1 protein-coding gene is annotated in these 17773 nt (G+C 61.0%); it reads right to left on the bottom strand.

The annotated features are described in order from the left end of the window. Window positions 1–49: 49 nt before the first annotated feature. A complete protein-coding gene (locus HZZ01_RS01705) occupies window positions 50–17437 on the bottom strand; it encodes an Ig-like domain-containing protein (protein ID WP_179895229.1) in 17388 nt (5795 codons plus the stop codon). Window positions 17438–17773 lie beyond the last annotated feature (336 nt).

Genomic DNA, 17773 nt, shown 5'->3' with positions numbered 1-17773 from the left:
GGTGCTTTCGCATCCGCTTCTCAGATCAACCTGACGGCGGTTATCGTGGCTACACGACATGCACCTGCAGGTTCTGCTGCACCAGCACATCGCCCAGGGTGTTTTCGCTGGTCAGCGCCGAGTTGTGGTAGATCTCAAACACTCTTCCCTCTACCGTGCGCTCACCGGCCACTTCCCAGATACCGCCGTTGCTGTTCGCCAGCGTCACCTGACTGCCCTCCGCGCCTTTGATCATCAAATCATCACTCTGTTTATCCGTAATACTGAGTGCTTCATTGAGATTGAGCTTCACGGAGTTGGTGCCGGTTTTACCCAAATCGAGCACTTCAATGTGTTCGACTTTCAGGCCCAGCGTGGTGAGATCCAGATTGAGATGCTCCCCGTTAAGCACCAGTGTATCGGTGCCTGCGCCGCCATCAATATGCGTAAAGTTAAGGTCACTGACCGTCACGGTATCCGCGCCGCTGCTGCCAGTGACCGTGGCGCCCTCTGCTTTGGTGCCATCGGCCAGCGTAATCACGACGCCGCCGATGGTGTAGCCAGACTCCTCTGCCGGGGGTGCCGACACTGCGGCGTTATCAGCCACCGCAGTTTCTCTGCTGCTGACCGGCGTTACGGTATCCGCTTCGGTAATCAGCGTCGAGGCCACGGCTACATGGGCGCTGTTATCCTCGCTGCTGGTGCTCGTATTGTGCTGCGTCTCCACGGTGGCACTGGCGACCGTGGCGCTGTCATCCGCCACTGAGAACAACGCAAGTGACTCGGATGCCGCCAGCGTGACCGGAAGTACCGCACCCAACAACAGCGTGTTTGTGGTGGTGTAACTGTTACCGGCTACATCGGTGATCGAGACTTTTGCCAGCGTCCCCAGCGACAGCAGCAGGCCCCCCACCGACAGCAGTGACGGTGTGAAGTTAACCGCATAACGCCCCAGCGCATCGGTCGTGGTATTCAGCGTCGGTCCATTGTTACCGTTGGCCAGCAGCAGCGTGACGCTGACTTTCGATCCCTGTGCAGCATTCAGCGATCCGCCCTGCACTACCAGACCGGCAAACAAAGAACCGACGATGCTAAGCACCGGATCGACCCCTACCAGCGGCTGACTATGCGACAGCGCGGTAAAGCTGCTGGTGCTGGTCGCGGTGTTGCCACCGATGTCCGCCACCGTTACGGTCAACGGATGGCTGCCATCCGGGATCCCTTTCAGCGTCGCTGACGGCACGCTGAGGCTCCATGCGCCGTTCGCACCGATGGTAGTGGTAAGGATGTTGCCCGACACGTTCACCGTTACCGTACCGCCCGCCGCGTTAGTGCTGGTTCCTCTGATGGTCTCAGGCGCATTGGCTTCTGAGATATTGAGATAACCATCCCCACCGAAGAAGCTGTTAACGCTGACCGTCGGCGTGGTGTGACTCACTACACCCAGTGACGCCGAAGTGGAGCCGCTGGTACCTGCACCGTTGATGACGCTGGCGGTGACAGTCTGCAGTCCATCCGCAATGGCGGCAAGGTTAGCCGCCGGAACAGAGAGACTCCAGTTACCGTTGCTGCTCACGGTAGTGCTGTAAGTCTGACCGCCCAGCGCCACCCGCACCACCGATCCCTCGGCGTTGCTGGCAGTACCGCTGATGGTCTGTGCGCTTTTCACATCCACCGCACTCAGGGCGTTATCGCCAAACAGCGAAGTAATGGCGACGACAGGCGTCGACTGACTGATTACACTCAGCGTGCCGCTGCTGTTCACCGTGTTACCGTAAGTATCGGTGCCGGTAACCGCCACGGTTTTCGTGCCGTCAGTTATCGCGGCAAGATCCGCTTTTGGCACGCTGATGCTCCAGTTGCCGCCACTTACCACTTTGGTGGTGTAGGTCTGGCCATTCAGCGTCGCGCTGACGGCAGACCCCGCGGACAGGCTGGAGGTGCCGCTCAGGGTCTGGTTTGAGGCCAGATCAAAGGCGCTCAGAATGCCGTCGCCAAACACCGTATTCACTGTCAGGGTTGGCGGGATCAGCCCCAGTGATACGCCCGCGCTGGTGCTGCTGACGTTACCGACCGGGTCTGTGACCGCCGCGCTAACGGTGAAGTTACCGCTCAGCAGCGTCGAGAGCACGGCTGGGGAGACGGTGGTTGAGAAGGAGCCATCGGGATTGACCTGCGCACTGACGTTGGTATTGCCAATCGCCAGCCTGACGCTGCTGCCCGCGGCCAGACCGGAGACGGTGCCGCTGATGGTCTGCGTAACCAGCGATTCCGCCAGGTTAAGCACACCGTCACCAAACAGCGGATTAAGCGTCACTTTTGGCAGATTGTGAATACCCACCAGCGCCCCGGCGGTGGTGCTGGTCGTGTTACCGGCGCTGTCGGTGACGCTGACACCCACCGTCAGGTTGCCATCGGCAATCCCCTGCAGCAGGGCTGGCGTCAGCGAGACGTTAAAGTTGCCACTCGCATCGGTCGCCGTCACTAACTGCTGTGCACCCACCGACACCACCACGCGCGACCCCGCTTCGGCACCGCCCACAACGCCGCCAATGACCTGCGTCACCAGCGCATCCGCCACGTTAAGCAGACCGTCGCCGAACAGCGGATTCACCGTGAGGGTCGGCAGTAGCGTGTCGACGCGGACACCGGCGCTGGTGCTGGCGGTATTACCTGCCGCATCCGTTACCGAGGCGCCCACCGTCACGTTGCCCTGCGCCAGGGTGCCCAGAATATCCGGCGTCACTGTGGCGCTAAACGCTCCGCCTGCACCCACTGTCGCGGTCACCTGGCTGTTGCCCACCGAAATGGTGACCACACGGCCCTGCGCAATGTTGTTCACCACGCCGCTTATCGCCTGTCCGGTAGCGATATCAGCCAGATTCAGCACACCATCGCCAAACAGTGAAGTCAGCGAGATGGATGGCGTCTGGGTAAAGATGCCGATTGACGCACTATTGGAAGCGACGTTGCCCGCTGCATCCCTGACGCTGACGCCCAGCGTCAGATTACCATCCAGCAGTGAGGTGAGATCGCTGCCTGGCAGGCTAACGTTCCACACGCCACCCGCCTGTACCGTTGTACTGTACGTCTTGCTGCCAAAGGTCACTGTCACCTGTGAACCTGCAGCTGCATTGCTGATCACGCCACCGACCAGTTGTCCAGCTGCCGCTTCCGCAACGTTCAGCAGGTTATCGCCGCCAAACAAGCCGGTGAGCGGGCCAACCACCGGCACCGCATCGACAATCGCCGTCACGGTTTCACCCACCGTGCGGGTGTTGCCTGCGGCATCCGTCAGGGTGACGTTTAACAGCAGATTGCCGTCGGTGACAAGATCCAGCACTGCGGGTGGCACCACGATGGCCCATTTACCATCCTGACCCACTGAGGCAGAGAGCGTGGTCCCGCCCAGTACCACTGAAACTGTTGCACCGACGCCCGCGGAGAGTGCGGTTCCGGAGATCGTCTGTGCGACGGTGGTATCCAGCGCGCTGAGCGTACCGTCGCCGAACACAGAATCGACTACCAGCGTCAGCGCACTGTTGACCACTTTATTGACCGTCAGCGTGGCGTCAGTCTGGTTGCCTGCAAGGTCATTCACCCGCACGCCAAACACCAGCGCACCGTCAGTGAGGCTCGACAGGACGTTCGGCGCCAGATCGATGCTCCAGCGTCCGTCAGCTCCCACCGTCGCGGTGGCGATCGGCGAGGCATCACCCAGATAGAGACCGATAGTCTGGCCTTCGGCGCCCTGTGCGCTGCCGGTCAGCACCTGACTGCTGACCAGGTCAGCGGCATTGATCAGGTTGTCGCCAAGGAATGCGTCAACTTCGACCAGTGGCGCGATGGTGTCTACGGTTACTGTCTGAGTAGCCGTTCCCACGTTCCCGGCGGCATCCGTCAGCTGCGCGGTAATTACCGGTGCACTACCATCAGGCAGTGCCTGCATCGCGCTGGCAGGAACGGTTGTGGACCAGGTGCCGTTGCTCTGCACCACGGCGCTGTAGGTCTGACTATTGAAGGTCACAACGACCGTGCGGCCTGCCTCAGCGACATCGGCGGTGCCGGTAATCGCCTGGCTGATGATGCTTTCATTGCCATTAACCTGGTTATCACCCGCAAAGGTATTGATCGACAGCGTGGGTGGCGTGAGGTCGATCAGGACGTTGCCGCTGGTGGTCACCGGCGTCGTGCCATCAGTGGCCGTCACTGTTATGCCGACGCTGCCGTCCGCGTTGCCAAAGGCGCCGACCGGCAGCGTCCCGGTCGACCAGTTGCCCGACGCATCCAGCGTGGTGGCATAGGTCACCCCCTTGATCACCACCTCCACTGACCCGTTCGCGCCGAGGTTAGCCGAGGTGCCACTTACCGCCACCCCTCCCGCAACATCCTGGGTGCTGATGATGTTGTCGCCCGAGACGGTGCCCAGCGTCACCAGCGGGCCTGGCGGTGGCGTCAGATCCACCTTCAGCGCGACCGGCACGGTTGCGGTATTGCCGGCCAGATCGGTCACTGCCAGCGTCAGCGTGGTCGATGCCGTAAAGGTGGCCATCTGCTCTGGCGTCAGCGTCACACTCCAGTTGCCGTTACCGTCAACGACGGCGGTGCCGAGGGTCGTGGTATTCAGCGAAACCGTGACGACGGCGCCCGTCTCTGCGCCTGTCGCGGTGCCGCTGAGGATCTGCGGCTGAATGCTCTCGGCGTAGTTCAGTGCGTTGTCCCCGGCGAAGGCTGCTGCATTCAGTACCGGTGGGGTTTTGTCGAGCACCAGCGAACTGTTAATTGTGGAGCTGTTGCCCGCTGCATCGGTGACCGTAACAGTGACCGGATAGGTGGCATCCGGCAGCGCTGAAAGTTGCGCGGTTGTCAGTGGCACTGTCCAGTTGCCATTGGCATCCACGGTTGCAGAGTAAGCCGTGCCGCCCAGCGTAAGCTGCACCGACTGATTCGCACCCGCTTCACCGGTGGTACCGCTCAGCGTAATGCCTGCATCAACATCGCCGCTATTTACATAGCCGCCCAGGAATTCCGGATTGAACGCTGGCAACGGCGCGGTGAGATCCGCCGTGAATGGCAGCTGTGCCGACGCGCTGTTGCCCGCCGCATCCACCACGTTAACCGTCAGAGTCTGATCGCCGCTACTCAGCGAACTCAGGGCATCCGGGGGAATGTTTACGGTCCAGTTTCCGTTGCCATCCACCGAGCCAGAATAGAGGCTGCCGTTAACCTCTACGGTGATGCTGACCGCCTGGTTCGCTCCCACGCTGCCGGTGGTACCTGTCAGGGTCACGCCTGCTGCGGCTTCACTGATGTTCAGCTGGTTGTCGCCGCCAAACGCGCCAGGGTTAAAGGTTGGCAACGGCACGGCCACTTCGGTGACCACGCTCAGCGCCGTTGCGTCGCTGTTACCTGCGATATCGGTAGCCGTGACGGTAATCGTGTGGGTGCCACTGGTGAAGGTGGCCAGCTGCGCTGGCGACAGGGCCAGAGACCAGCTGCCATCGGTCTGCACCGTGGCGGCCAGCGGCTGGCCGTTGTTAAAGCCGGAGATCAGCACTGAGACCGTCTGTCCGGCACCGGTAATGCCGGTGTTGCCAGTGAGGATCTGTTCAGTTCCCGCCTCGGTGGCGTTCAGTGCACCGTCACCAAACGGCAGATTCAGGGTGACATCCGGCAGTGTGTTCACCGCCACCAGCAGGGCGCCATTGGTCGTGCCGGTATTGCCGTTCACGTCGGTGACAGTCACATTAATCGGCAGGTTGCCATCCGGCAGTGACTGCAATACAGCAGGCGGCAATTCCAGTGACCAGTTTGCCCCACCATTCGTGAGCGTCGCGGTATAGATGGTGCCATTAACGGTCACCGCAACCGCGGCCGGATCATCACTGTTGACTGCACCGGTCAGCGTACCGTTCACTGCCGCTTCCGCCGCGTTAAGACGGCCATCCGTAAAGGGCGTATCCAGCGTCGGTAAAGCAATCGGCGTAATCGCCGCGACAAACGTCTGGGTCGCTTCGATGCTGTTACCGGCCCGATCCGTGGTCGTGAGCGTCAAGGTCTGTTCCCCGGCCCCCAGACTGGCAATCACCGCGGGGGTCAGGCTTGCCGTCCAGTTGCCACTGGGATCGACCGTGACTGACAACGGGATATTGTCATCGCCCACCGTAACGCTCAGGGTCTGGCCCGCCACGACGGTGGAGGTGCCGGTCACCAGCTGAACCGAAGCGGCTTCGGTGATGTTAATGACGTTATCGCCGAACTGCGTGACAGCGAAGTCAGCGGAAACCGGTGGGGTCTGCAGGATCTCAACGCCTGCAGTGGCCTGCGCCGGATTACCGGCAGCATCTGCGGCGGTGACCACCACCTGGGTCAGTCCATCGTCCAGGGTCGTTAGCGCCCCCGGTGCCAGGTTCAGCGCCCAGTTGCCGCTGACATCCGTTGTGGTGCTGAAAGTCAGCCCGCCGACAGCGATGTTTACCACACTGCCTTCCGGCAGATTAGTACTGTCACCACTCAGCGTTATCGGGCCTGCGGTCTCTGCCAGATTGAGCAGCGAATCGCCAAACGGCGTATTAAGGGTCAGCGCTGGCAGGGTATTAAACGCCACATCCAGCGAGGTGGCAGTATCTGTGATGATATTGCCGGCTGCATCGGTGACCGAAACGGTGATCGCGTTAGGGCCATCCGCCAGCTGCTGCACGTCTGCCGTCGGAATGGTGAGCGTCCAGTTTCCGTCAGCATCTGCCGTGGTGGTGTAATTAACGTTATTCAGCGTCACCGTCACTGGCAATGCGCCCGTGGTGGTACCGGTGACGGTGAGATCCTCCAGCGACTCCGCCACGTTAAGGGTGTCACCCGCGCTGACCGTGATATCCGTCAGCACAGGCGGTGTCGTACTGAAACTCACCTCCTGAGTGGCGGTTGCCGGGTTACCCGCGACATCCGTGGCCGTCACGGTAAAGGTCTGAGTGCTGCCTGGCGCCACGTCGGTAAAGACCGTCGACGGCACCGTCACCGTCCAGTTGCCGTTAGCGTCGAGTGTGGTCGTGGTGGCGTAATCCGTACTGAATGTCACCGTCACCACCGTACCTTCGGCCAGTTGGGTGCTGCTGCCGCTGACGACAACATCGGCAGTGGCCTCGGTGATATTAATCACATCATCGCCGGCCACCACGTTCATGCTCAGCGTTGGCTGAACCTGCGCGCTGGCCAGCACGACCAGGCTGGCGCTGCTGCTGGCCGGATTGCCAGACGTATCCGTTGCCACCACCTGCACCAGTTGATCGCCATCCGGCAGATTACCCAGCGCGGCGGCCGGAACGGTCACCGTCCAGCTGCCGTTGGCTGCCACCGTGCCACTGTACTGAACGTCGTTCAGCGTCACGGTCACCAGCTGACCTGACAGATTCGTACTGGTGCCGCCGATGCTCAGATCCTGCTGCGAATCCGCCTGGTTAAGGAAGTTATCGCCACTGAGTGTCCCGAGGGTCAGGGTCGGCAGGTTCAGGCTATCAGCATCACGCGTCAGTGTGGTCTGAACAGCAACAGCCGGGTTGCCCGCTGCATCGGTCATGGAGACTGTAACCGGGTAGGTGTTATCCGGCAGCCCCTGCACGACGCTGGCAGGCAACGTTACCTGCCAGGTGCCGTCAGAAAGCACCAGGCTGGTGTAATCGACATTCTGGAAACTCACTGTCACTGTCTGGCCAGCATCCGACACCGTTGCCGTACCACTGATGGCGACCGCTTCCAGCACCTCCAGGGAATTGATGATGTTGTCGCCACCGATGGGGTTGACGCTGAGCACTGGCGCGGTGAGATCAACCGTGACGGCGCTGGTCAGCGAGCCCGTGTTACCGGCCGCATCACTGGCATTGACGACCAGGGTATTGATCCCCTCGCCCAGCGTCTGCACCTGTGCCGGGGTTAAGTTCAGCGTCCAGTTGCCCTGCGCATCCACAGTGGCAGTGTAATCATTTTCGCCCAGCGTCACGGTGACGGTCTGGCCGTCCCCTGTCACACCGGTGCTGCCGGTCAGCGTCTGACTAACACCCTGTTCTGTCAGGTTCAGATAGCCATCGCCAAACGGTGTGTCAATGCTGACAGCCAGTGCCGCTGTCGATACGGTAATTTCACGCGTTTCGGTGACCGGATTGCCCGCCGCATCGCTGACCGTCACAGTCAGGATATAGGCGCCGGCCGGAATTCCGGCCAGCGAACCCGCAGGCAGCGTCAGACTCCAGTCCCCATCCTGAGTAACGGTAGTGGTCCAGATCTGATTGTTGAGGCTGAGGGTGACCTGTTGCCCTGCTTCGGCAGTGCTGCTGCCGCTGAGCACAATCGGTGCGAGGCTTTCGGCGATATTAACGCTGTCATCACCCGCGACCGTGTTCAGGGTCAGGGTCGGCGGTGTCAGATCCACCGTGACGCTGCCTGGGATGCTACCGGTGTTACCCGCCGCATCCTGCACCGTAACGGTATAGTTCAGGACAGCTTCCGGCAGGGTGGACAGCACCGTGGCAGGCAGGCTGATCTGCCAGTTGCCGTTGCTGTCGACCGTGCCATTGTAAGTGGCGCCGTTAAGTACCACGCTCACCGTCTGGCCATCACCGTTCACGCCGGTGGTACCGCTCAGGGTTTGTGCCGAGGTGATCTCGCTACTGTTGAGCAGACCATCGCCGAAGGCAGAGACAATCTGCGGCTCGGGCAGACTGGTCGCCAGCACGCTGAGCGTCGCCTCGCTGCTCAGTGTCGCCCCGCCGCTGTCCGTGGCGGTGACGGTTACGGTGTAAGGCCCATCGGCGAGCGCCGTCAGTGCCTCAGCCGGAACGATCGCACTCCAGCGGCCCGTGGCCGAGACCTGGGCGGTATAGCTGATAGTGTTAAACAGCAGCGTAACCGTACTGCCCTCAGGCACATTCACCGAGGTGCCGGTGACGATTAACGCCTGGCCCAGTTCCTGTGCATTCAGGTAGTTGTCCTGGCTGATGGCATCCATCGCCAGGCCAGAGGCCGTGCTGTTGACCTCAACGTTAAGGTTACTGGTGGTGGTGTTGCCCGCCACGTCGCTGACCGCCACGGTAAAGCTGGCGCTGCCATCATTAATGGCCGCCAGCGCACCGGCTGGCACGGTCAGGCTCCATGCCCCGCTCGCCTGCACGGCGGCGCTATAGACTGTGCCATCAAGGGTTACAGTGACGAGCTGGCCCGCCTCGACGTTAGTGGTCGTGCCGGAGAGACGTTGATCGGTGAGGCGTTCCGCGCCATCGACCACGTTGTTACCGGCAAAGGCATCCAGCGTCAGGGTTGGCAGCGTGCCTGGATCCACTTTCAGCGCCAGATCGCGGCTGGTAGTGGTGGCGTTACCTGCCGCATCGCTGGCGGTCACGGTCAGTGGATAGCTGCCGTTGCCCAGCCCGGTGTAAACCGTGGCAGGCAGTTCCAGCGACCAGGTGCCGTTGACGTCGGCGGTGGTGCTCAGCGTCGTGCCGTTGAAGCTGGCAACAATCAGCGCATTCGCTTCGCTGCTGCCAGCCAGTGTCAGAGGCTGCTGGCTCTCAGCAGCGCTGATAATGCCATCGGATGGCGTGATGAAGTTCAGCACCGGAGGCGCAGTATCCACCACGACGTTGCCATTCGCCTGGCTGGTGTTGCCCGCCACATCACTCACGAGCACGGTGTAAGGTGCGTTGCCCTGTGGCAGCGCAGCCAGAACATCGGCCGGAACCGCAACCTGCCAGTTGCCCTGTGCATCGACCGTGCCGCTGTAGTTGTTACCGCCCAGCGTCACGACAACCGTCTGGCCGTCACCGGTTACGCCGGTGCTGCCGGTGATAACGCTACCCGCAGCCGCTTCCTCGCCGTTAAGAACGCCATCTTCAAAGGCGATGCCTGGGGTCGCCACAGGCAGTGTGCCTGCAACGACCGTCAGAGTGGTGTCACCGGTTGCAAGCTGTACCCCGTTTGCGTCGCTGGCGGTGGCGGTGAGGGTCTGCGGGCCGTCTGCTGCCCCGGTAAACGTGCCTGCCGGTAAGGTCAGGCTCCAGCTTCCATCTGCCGCCACGGTGGCACTGACCGGCGTCCCATTCGCTACGACGGTGACAATGCTGCCGTCAGGCAGACCACTGGTACTGCCGCTGACGACGATGGCCCCATTCACTTCCTGTGCGTTGAGGTAGTTGTCGTCGCTAATCGGTGCCAGCGCAACCGACGGCAGGGTGTTGTCCACGCTGAAGTTAACCGGGCTGATGGCCGTATTACCCACAACGTTAATCACGCTGACGTTGAGCGTCTGATTGCCCTCTCCCAGTTCAGCCAGGGCGCCCGCAGGCAGAATAATGCTCCAGCTACCGCTGACCCCGACCACACCGCTGTATTCCGTGCCGCTCAGGGAGATGATCACCTGCTGGCCCGCTTCGACATTGTTGCTGCTGCCACGCACCGTAATCGGCTGCAGCTGCTCAGCCGCCGTAACAATGCCGTCACCGGCAAAGGTGCTGCTGTCGAGGATCAGTTCAGGCAGATCGTCAGGCGAGGTGGCCACATTCAGATCCACCACCTGGCTGGTCTGATTGCCGTTCGCACTGGTTTCCGTGACCGTGACCAGATTACTGCCTGAAGGCAGTGCCGCCAGCGCTTCCGGGGCGATCTGCAGCGCCCACTGACCATTCACGCCGACGGTGGTGCTGTAGGGCTGGTTGTTAAGCTGGACCGTAACAATATCGCCGTTCTGGCCGCTGCCACTGATAACCAGCGGCTGCGCCAGTTCGCCGACGTTCAGCGCGTTATCCCCGCTGACCGGCGCGACCACCAGCGGAGGCGGCGTGGTGGCAATGGTCAGCGCACTGTCCTGGCTGCTGCTGTTCCCTGCCTCATCGGTGACGGTGACTACCACCGGATAGGTGCTGCCATTGGTCAGACCGGCAAGTGCCGCTGGCGGTACGGTCAGCGCCCAGTTGTTTTCACTATTAACGGTACCCGTGTACGTCACGCCATTCAGCGTAACACTAACGCGATCCCCTTCAGTGCCTGCACCGCTGAAACTGAAGCCATTGGCCTGTTCAGCGATGTTCAGCACGCCATCGCCAGCAGGCGTAACAAAGCTGAAGTCGGGTGGCGTGGTATCCACGGTAACCGGGAATGGTGTGGTGACCACATTGCCACCCACAGTCGTGACGGTCACGTTCAAATCGTAACGTCCATCAGTCAGCTGTTGCAGACTGGCCGCAGGCACGGTAGCGGTCCAGCTGCCATCTGCAGCAACCTCTGCGTTATAGGGCCGGCCATTCAGCTCAAGGCTGACGCTACTGCCCGGCGCAGCGGTGCCGCTCAGAATCAGATCCGTAGCCGTTTCAGCCGCATTGATAATGTTATCGGTGGCAATCGGGTTAACAGTCAGTGCCGGTACACCGGTATCAACAGTCAGCGGTACGCTGGTACTGGTGCTGTTACCCGCCGTGTCGCTCACCGTCACCGTCATCGGATTACTGCCCTGCGCCAGCGTCTGGAGTGCAGCCGGTGGCAGCGTGACACTCCATTGACCATTAGCGTCGACCGTAGCCGGATAACTGGTGCCGCCCAGGGTCACACTGACGGCCTGGCCAGGCAGAACTGTACCGGTCAGCGTCTGCGCCACGCTGGCTTCATCGGTGTTGAGTATGCCGTCAGTGAATGGCGTGTTGATTTGGGGATCGGCCAGCGGCGTGGTCGCCACCAGCAGCGGCTGATTGATCTGCACATCACCCGAGGAGACGGTAACCGTGGTGGTGCCCTGGGGCAGGTTCGCCAGGTCGGCAGCGGGCACGGTCAGGGTCCAGCTGCCGTTTTCATCGGTTGTGGTGGTGTAGGCAGTGCCGTTGGGTTCCAGCGTCACGCTAATCGGGCTGTTAGCGGGCAGGTTCGCAGAACCGCCACTCATGGTGAGATCGCTCTGCGCCTCCAGCACATTAAGTGCATTATCGTCACTGATCGGGGCAACCGACAGCGAGGGTACGGGTGAGGTAACCACGCTGAACTGCCCTTCAGCAGGCAGTGCCGGGTTACCCGCCGCGTCGGTAATCGCCACGGTAAAGGTTTTATTTCCTGCGCCACCCAGCGATCCGGCGGGCAGCGTCACACGCCAGTTGCCGTTCGTCAGCACCTCGCCGTCGTAAGACTGCCCGTTAAGGGTCAGTAATACCGGCGAACCGGCCGGTACGCCGGTGACATTACCGGTGACCACAATGTCGGTGAGCTGTTCCGCGCTGTCGACCTGGTTGTCGGAGGTCACCGGATTAATGGTCAGTGCGGGTGGCGTAGCCGCCAGCACGGTGACGCTGGTCAATTGCGAGGTGGTGTTGCCATACGCATCGCTGATCGCCACGTTGATCGGATAGATCGCGTCGCCCAGCTGGCTGACGATCGCGGCGGGCACCGTCACGCTCCACGCGCCGCTGGTATCCACGGTGGCGGTGTAGGTTTCATTATTGAACGTCACCGTGACGCTATCGCCCTGCGCACCGCCGCGCCCGTCGAGAATGAGATTCTGGGTGTGCTCCGCAATATTGATATAACCATCGCTGCCCGGCGGGGAGACGTCCAGCAGCGGCGGCGTGGTGGCGAAAATCAATGAACTGACGGTCTCTGTGGTGTTGCCATCGGCGTCAGTCGCCACCACCGTTACGGTCTGGGTGCCATTAGGTACATTCGCCAGATCAGAAGCAGGAATATTGACGCTCCAGTTGCCATCCGGCCCCACCGCGGCGCTGTAAGGCACGCCATTCAGCGTGACGCGAATAATGTCACCTTCGTCACCAGTGCCGCTGACGGTCAGCGGCTGCTGCGCATCGCTGTTGTTAATTGCACCATCATCGCTCAGATCGTTCAGCGTCAGAGCCGGTAAGGCTATAGCAACCTGCAAAGACGTATCCTGCGTGCTGCTGTTACCGGCCGGATCGGTCACGGTGACCGTTACCGGATAGGTCTGATTGGTCAGCGAGCCCAGATCGGCAACCGGAACGGAAGCAACCCATTCTCCGTTTTCATCAACAATGGCGGTATAAGGCTTGCCGTTTAACTCTACCGTCACAGTGTCGCCCGTGGTGCCGGTGCCGCTGATCAGCAGCGGCTGAGTCAGTTCGTTGTTGGTCAGAACCCCATCACCGCCCGGTGCGGTCACGGCCGCAACCGGGCGCTGCGTGTTGACTAACAGCGTCTGCGTCTGGGTGGCGATATTCCCGCTGGCGTCGGTCAGCGTGACGGTCAGCGCATAGCTGCTGCCATCAGACAAGGCCTGCAGTGCTGCTGGCGGCAGATCAATCGTCCAGTTGCCCTGCTCATCGACGGTGGCGCTGTAACTCTGGTTGTTCAGCGAAACAGAAACCCGCTCGCCCGGCAATGCACCTGAACCACTGACCGGCACACCCGCCGCCACTTCACTGCTGTTGAGAATGCTATCGCCACCTGCGACCTCAGCCACAATCAGCGTCGGTGGCAGCGTGTCGACGCTGAAGTTCACCGTCTGGTCCGCGCGGTTACCCGCCTCGTCAATTGCGGTAATGAGCAGGCTGTTAGCGCCCTGCGCCAGTAAAGCGAGATCGCTGGCCGGCAGCGGCAGGCTCCAGCTGCCGTCGGCATTGACCGTGGTGCTGTAGGTTTTGCCGTTGAGTTCGACCTCAACCCGCTGGCCCTCCACGGCTTTGCCGGTGCTGCCGGTCATCAGCAGGTCGGTGCCCGCCTCCGCCCGGTTGAGAATACCCCCGGTGATCGCACTCTCGTTCAGCGTGATTTGCGGCAGCGCAGACGCGACCACGTTCAGCGAGGCTGAGTCGGTCAGCAGCGCGCCCGTGGTGTCGATGGCGGTCACTGAAATCTGTTTCACACCGTCAGTGATACCGGTGAGCGCGGCTGCCGGAACGGTGATGCTCCAGAAGCCATTGCTGCCCACCACCCCGCTGTAATTATTGCCGTTAAAATTAAGCTGCACCGCCTGGCCGGGATTGACGCCTACCGCCGAACCGCTGAGGATCAGATCACTGCTCAGCTCCTGCTGGTTGAGGAAACCATCCACGCTGACCGGTTCACTGATAGTGACTACGCCAGATTCACCTGCCGCCGGAGCAACGTTGATATCGCGCGTGTCGGTGGCTAACGCACCGGCTACTGTAGTGACGCTGACCGCAATAGCGGTACTGCCCGCCGCCAGTGCGCTGAGCGCCGCAGACGAAATCGGCGTGCTCCAGCTGCCGTCAGGATTAACCGTGGCGCTGTAGTTCTGACCGCCCAGGGTGATGGTGACCGTCTGGCCCGCCTCCACATTGCTGGTGGTGCCGGAGAGCGTCTGATCCAGGGCTTTTTCACTGTTATCCACCAGATCGTCACCGGCAAACAGGGCGATAGCCACTGTGGGTGTACCGGGTTCCGCTGGGGTATCCACCACAATCGCCCGATCTTCGCTGGCGGTTACGCCCGCCTGACTGGAAACCGTGGCCGCGATAGTCGCATTGCCCGCCGCCAGTGCTGCCAGCGCGCTGGCTGGGACGTTCAGGCTCCAGCTGCCATCCGCGCCAACCGTGGCGCTGTAAGTCTGGTCCCCCAGCGTGACTGTGACGAGCTGACCGGCCTCGACGTTGGTGGAGCTGCCACTCAGCAGCTGGTCGCTGGTTTTCTCATCGTTGCTCAGAACGTCATCACCGGCAAACTGATTAATGGTGATGGTGGGCTGGCCCGGCTCAGTCACCAGTGGCTCGACGGTGATCTGCAGCGTGTCGCTGACGCTGGTGCCCGCTGCGTTGCTGACCGTCACTACCAGCGAGGCAGATCCTGCGGCCAGCGCGCTCAGTGCATCGGCTGGAATCGCGATGTTCCAGCTGCCGTCAGGATTGACCGTGCCGCTGTAACTCTCTCCGCCCAGCGTAACGGTCACAATCTGGCCCGCTTCGACGTTGGTGGTGCTGCCGGAGACCGCCTGCGCCTCCAGCTTCTCATCGTTGCTCAGGATGTTGTCGTCAGCGAAGGCATTGATGGTTAACGTTGGGGCATTCGGTGAAGTGCCCGCTGACGCCACCAGGAAGTCACGGGTTTCACTGACGGGTGCGCCAGACGCATCGATAACTGTCGCGTTCAGGGTCGCGCTACCGGCGGCCAGCGCCGCCAGCGAACTGGCTGGGATCGGGACGCTCCAGTTGCCTTCCGCGCCAACCGTGGCGGTAAAGATCTCCCCGTTCAGGGTGATAGTGACCTGCTGGCCCTCAGCGATATTGGTGGTGGTGCCGCTCAGTAGCTGGTCGCTGGCTTTCTCGCTGTTGCTGAGGATATCATCCCCGGCAAACGCGTTGAGGGTTAGGGTGGCTTCACCCGGCTGCGTCGCCGGGGCTTCGACGGTGATCGACTGCGAGGTTGTCGCGGTGTCGCCCGCCGCATTGCTGAGCGAGGCGGTCAGGGTGGTCGTGCCAGCTGCCAGTGCGTTCAGCGCGGCGGATGGCACGGTGATGCTCCAGCTGCCGTCAGCCTGCACGCTGGCGCTGTAGGTCTGACCACCGAGGGTCACGGTGACGATCTGTCCGGCTTCAACGTTGGTGGTCGTGCCGCTGACAGGCTGATCGGACGCTTTCTCGGCGTTGCTCAGGTCGTTATCGCTGGCAAATTCATTCAGGGTCAGGGCTGGCACGCCCGGCTCAGTCACCGGCGTCTCAACTGAGATATCCCGTGTTTCGCCTGCGCTCACACCATCGACGTTGCTGACGGTGGCACTGATGGCGCTGGATCCCGCAGGCAGGTTGCCCAGCGCACCGGCCGGAACAGTCACGCTCCAGTTACCACTGCCATCCACGATGCCAGCGTAAGTCTGGCCACCGAAGGTGATCGTGACCGTCTGGCCCGCTTCGACGTTGGTGGTGGTGCCAGAAAGCGTCTGAGCAGTGCCTTTTTCGTCATTGCTGAGGATGTCATCCCCGGCAAATTCATTGATGGTGATGGTCGGTTCGCCAGGTTGCGTCACCGGCGCTTCCACGCTGATGGGCAGGCTGCCGGTCACGGTGTTACCGGCCGCATTGCTGACCGAAACCGTCAGTGTCGTTTCACCTGACGCCAGGACGCTCAGGGCCGCTGAGGGAAGCGTCACGCTCCAGTTGCCCTGCGCGTCTACGCTGCCGCTGTACGTCTGTCCGCCCAGCGTGACCGTCACTACCTGACCCGGCTCGATACTGCTGGTGCTGCCGGTCACTGTCTGATCGGTGGTTTTCTCCGCGTTACTTAGCTGGTTGTCACCGGTAAACGCATCCACTGTGACCGCAGGTGGGCCCGGAATAGCGGGCGTATCGACGCTGATCGCGCGGTTTTCACTGGCTTCGATGCCAGCCTGATTAGTAACGACCGCAGAAATCGCAAGCGAACCGGCATTGAGCGCATTCAGCGCCGCAGGCGAGAGCGTGACACTCCAGTTGCCCTGCGCATCCACGACTGCGCTGATGGTCTGATCGCCCAGCGTGATGGTGACAACCTGACCCGGTTCCACGTTGCTGGTGGAACCGCTCAGCAGCTGGTCGCTGCTTTTTTCCGCATTGCTGAGGACATCATCACCGGCAAACTGATTGATGGTGATAACGGGCGTACCCGGCTCGGTCAGGGGCGGCTCGACATTAAAGGTCAGGTTGCCGCTGGCGGCGGTGCCTGCCTGGTTAGTGACGGTTGCGGTGGCCGTGGTGGTGCCGGAAGCCAGTGCTATCAAGGCATCCGCAGGCACGGTGATGCTCCAGCTGCCATCACCGGCAACGCTGCCGCTGTAGCTCTGGCCGCCCAGCGTAACCGTGACAATCTGACCGGCTTCGACATTGCTGGTCGTGCCGCTCAGCACCTGTTCGGTGGTTTTTTCCGCATTATCCAGTACATTATCGCCAGCGAAAGCATTCAGGGTAATGGCAGGCGTCCCCGGAGTGACCGGTGTTCCCGGATCGGTGCCACCGGCGTTGCCGCCGCCGTTACCTCCTCCGCCGCCGCCGCCGCCGCCGCCACCAATGCCAACCGCCAGTCCGGCTAAGCCGAGCACACCCAGGCCGCCTGCGGTGATGACGCCCATTGAGGTGTTGGCGTTATCCGCCAGCAGCAGTGGCTCTACACTGTCGAGTGATTCATAGGTTGGCGTAACCGAGCTGGAAGCGAGTTCAGCCCCTTCTGCAGTCTGGGGAAAGAGCGCATGTTCCGGTGGATTGACGCCATCATCGAACACCAGTTCGCTGTGCTGACCCTCGGCGTCGTCAAGGAAGAATTTTTGATAGCGGACAGTTTGACCGTCACGCATCTGCAGCACCAGATCGTTACCCTGACGCTCATACTGCGTCACCATATCGCGAGTGCCGCTGATGCGGACAACGCTGGGCTCGGTGAGGTTAATGGTTTGTGACGAACTACCAACGGACTGCGAGATGAGAGTGCCGTTTTCGCGCGAGATGATGTCTACACGGCCTTGCGTGAGTTCTGCCATTTGCAACCTCTATTCCACCAGATTAGCTAATATACTGAATCCATAAACATAAATTTATTTTATGATTACGATCTTCATTCATAGTTTCACCTTCTGACATTCAGAAGGTGTCTTAACCTGGTGCAGGCAGAAACGGCAAAGCAAAGCCGCGTCACGAACCCAAAAAAAAGCGGGATATGACGGTATTATTGTTAGTTTAACGTGTACGGAATTACGCAAAATGAAACGATTCTGACGAACTAATTTTTAGCGTAACCATGTTAAAAATCAATTTCAATCAACAGATTTAGTTATGATTTTATTTTAATTACATTAGCCATTTATGAAGCAAGGTTT

The sequence above is a fragment of the Pantoea sp. WMus005 genome (assembly GCF_013415305.1).
GTDB classification, from domain to species: domain Bacteria; phylum Pseudomonadota; class Gammaproteobacteria; order Enterobacterales; family Enterobacteriaceae; genus Pantoea; species Pantoea rara.
Note: the sequence above shows the minus strand (reverse complement) of the source record. Positions and strands in the feature narration are given on the sequence as shown.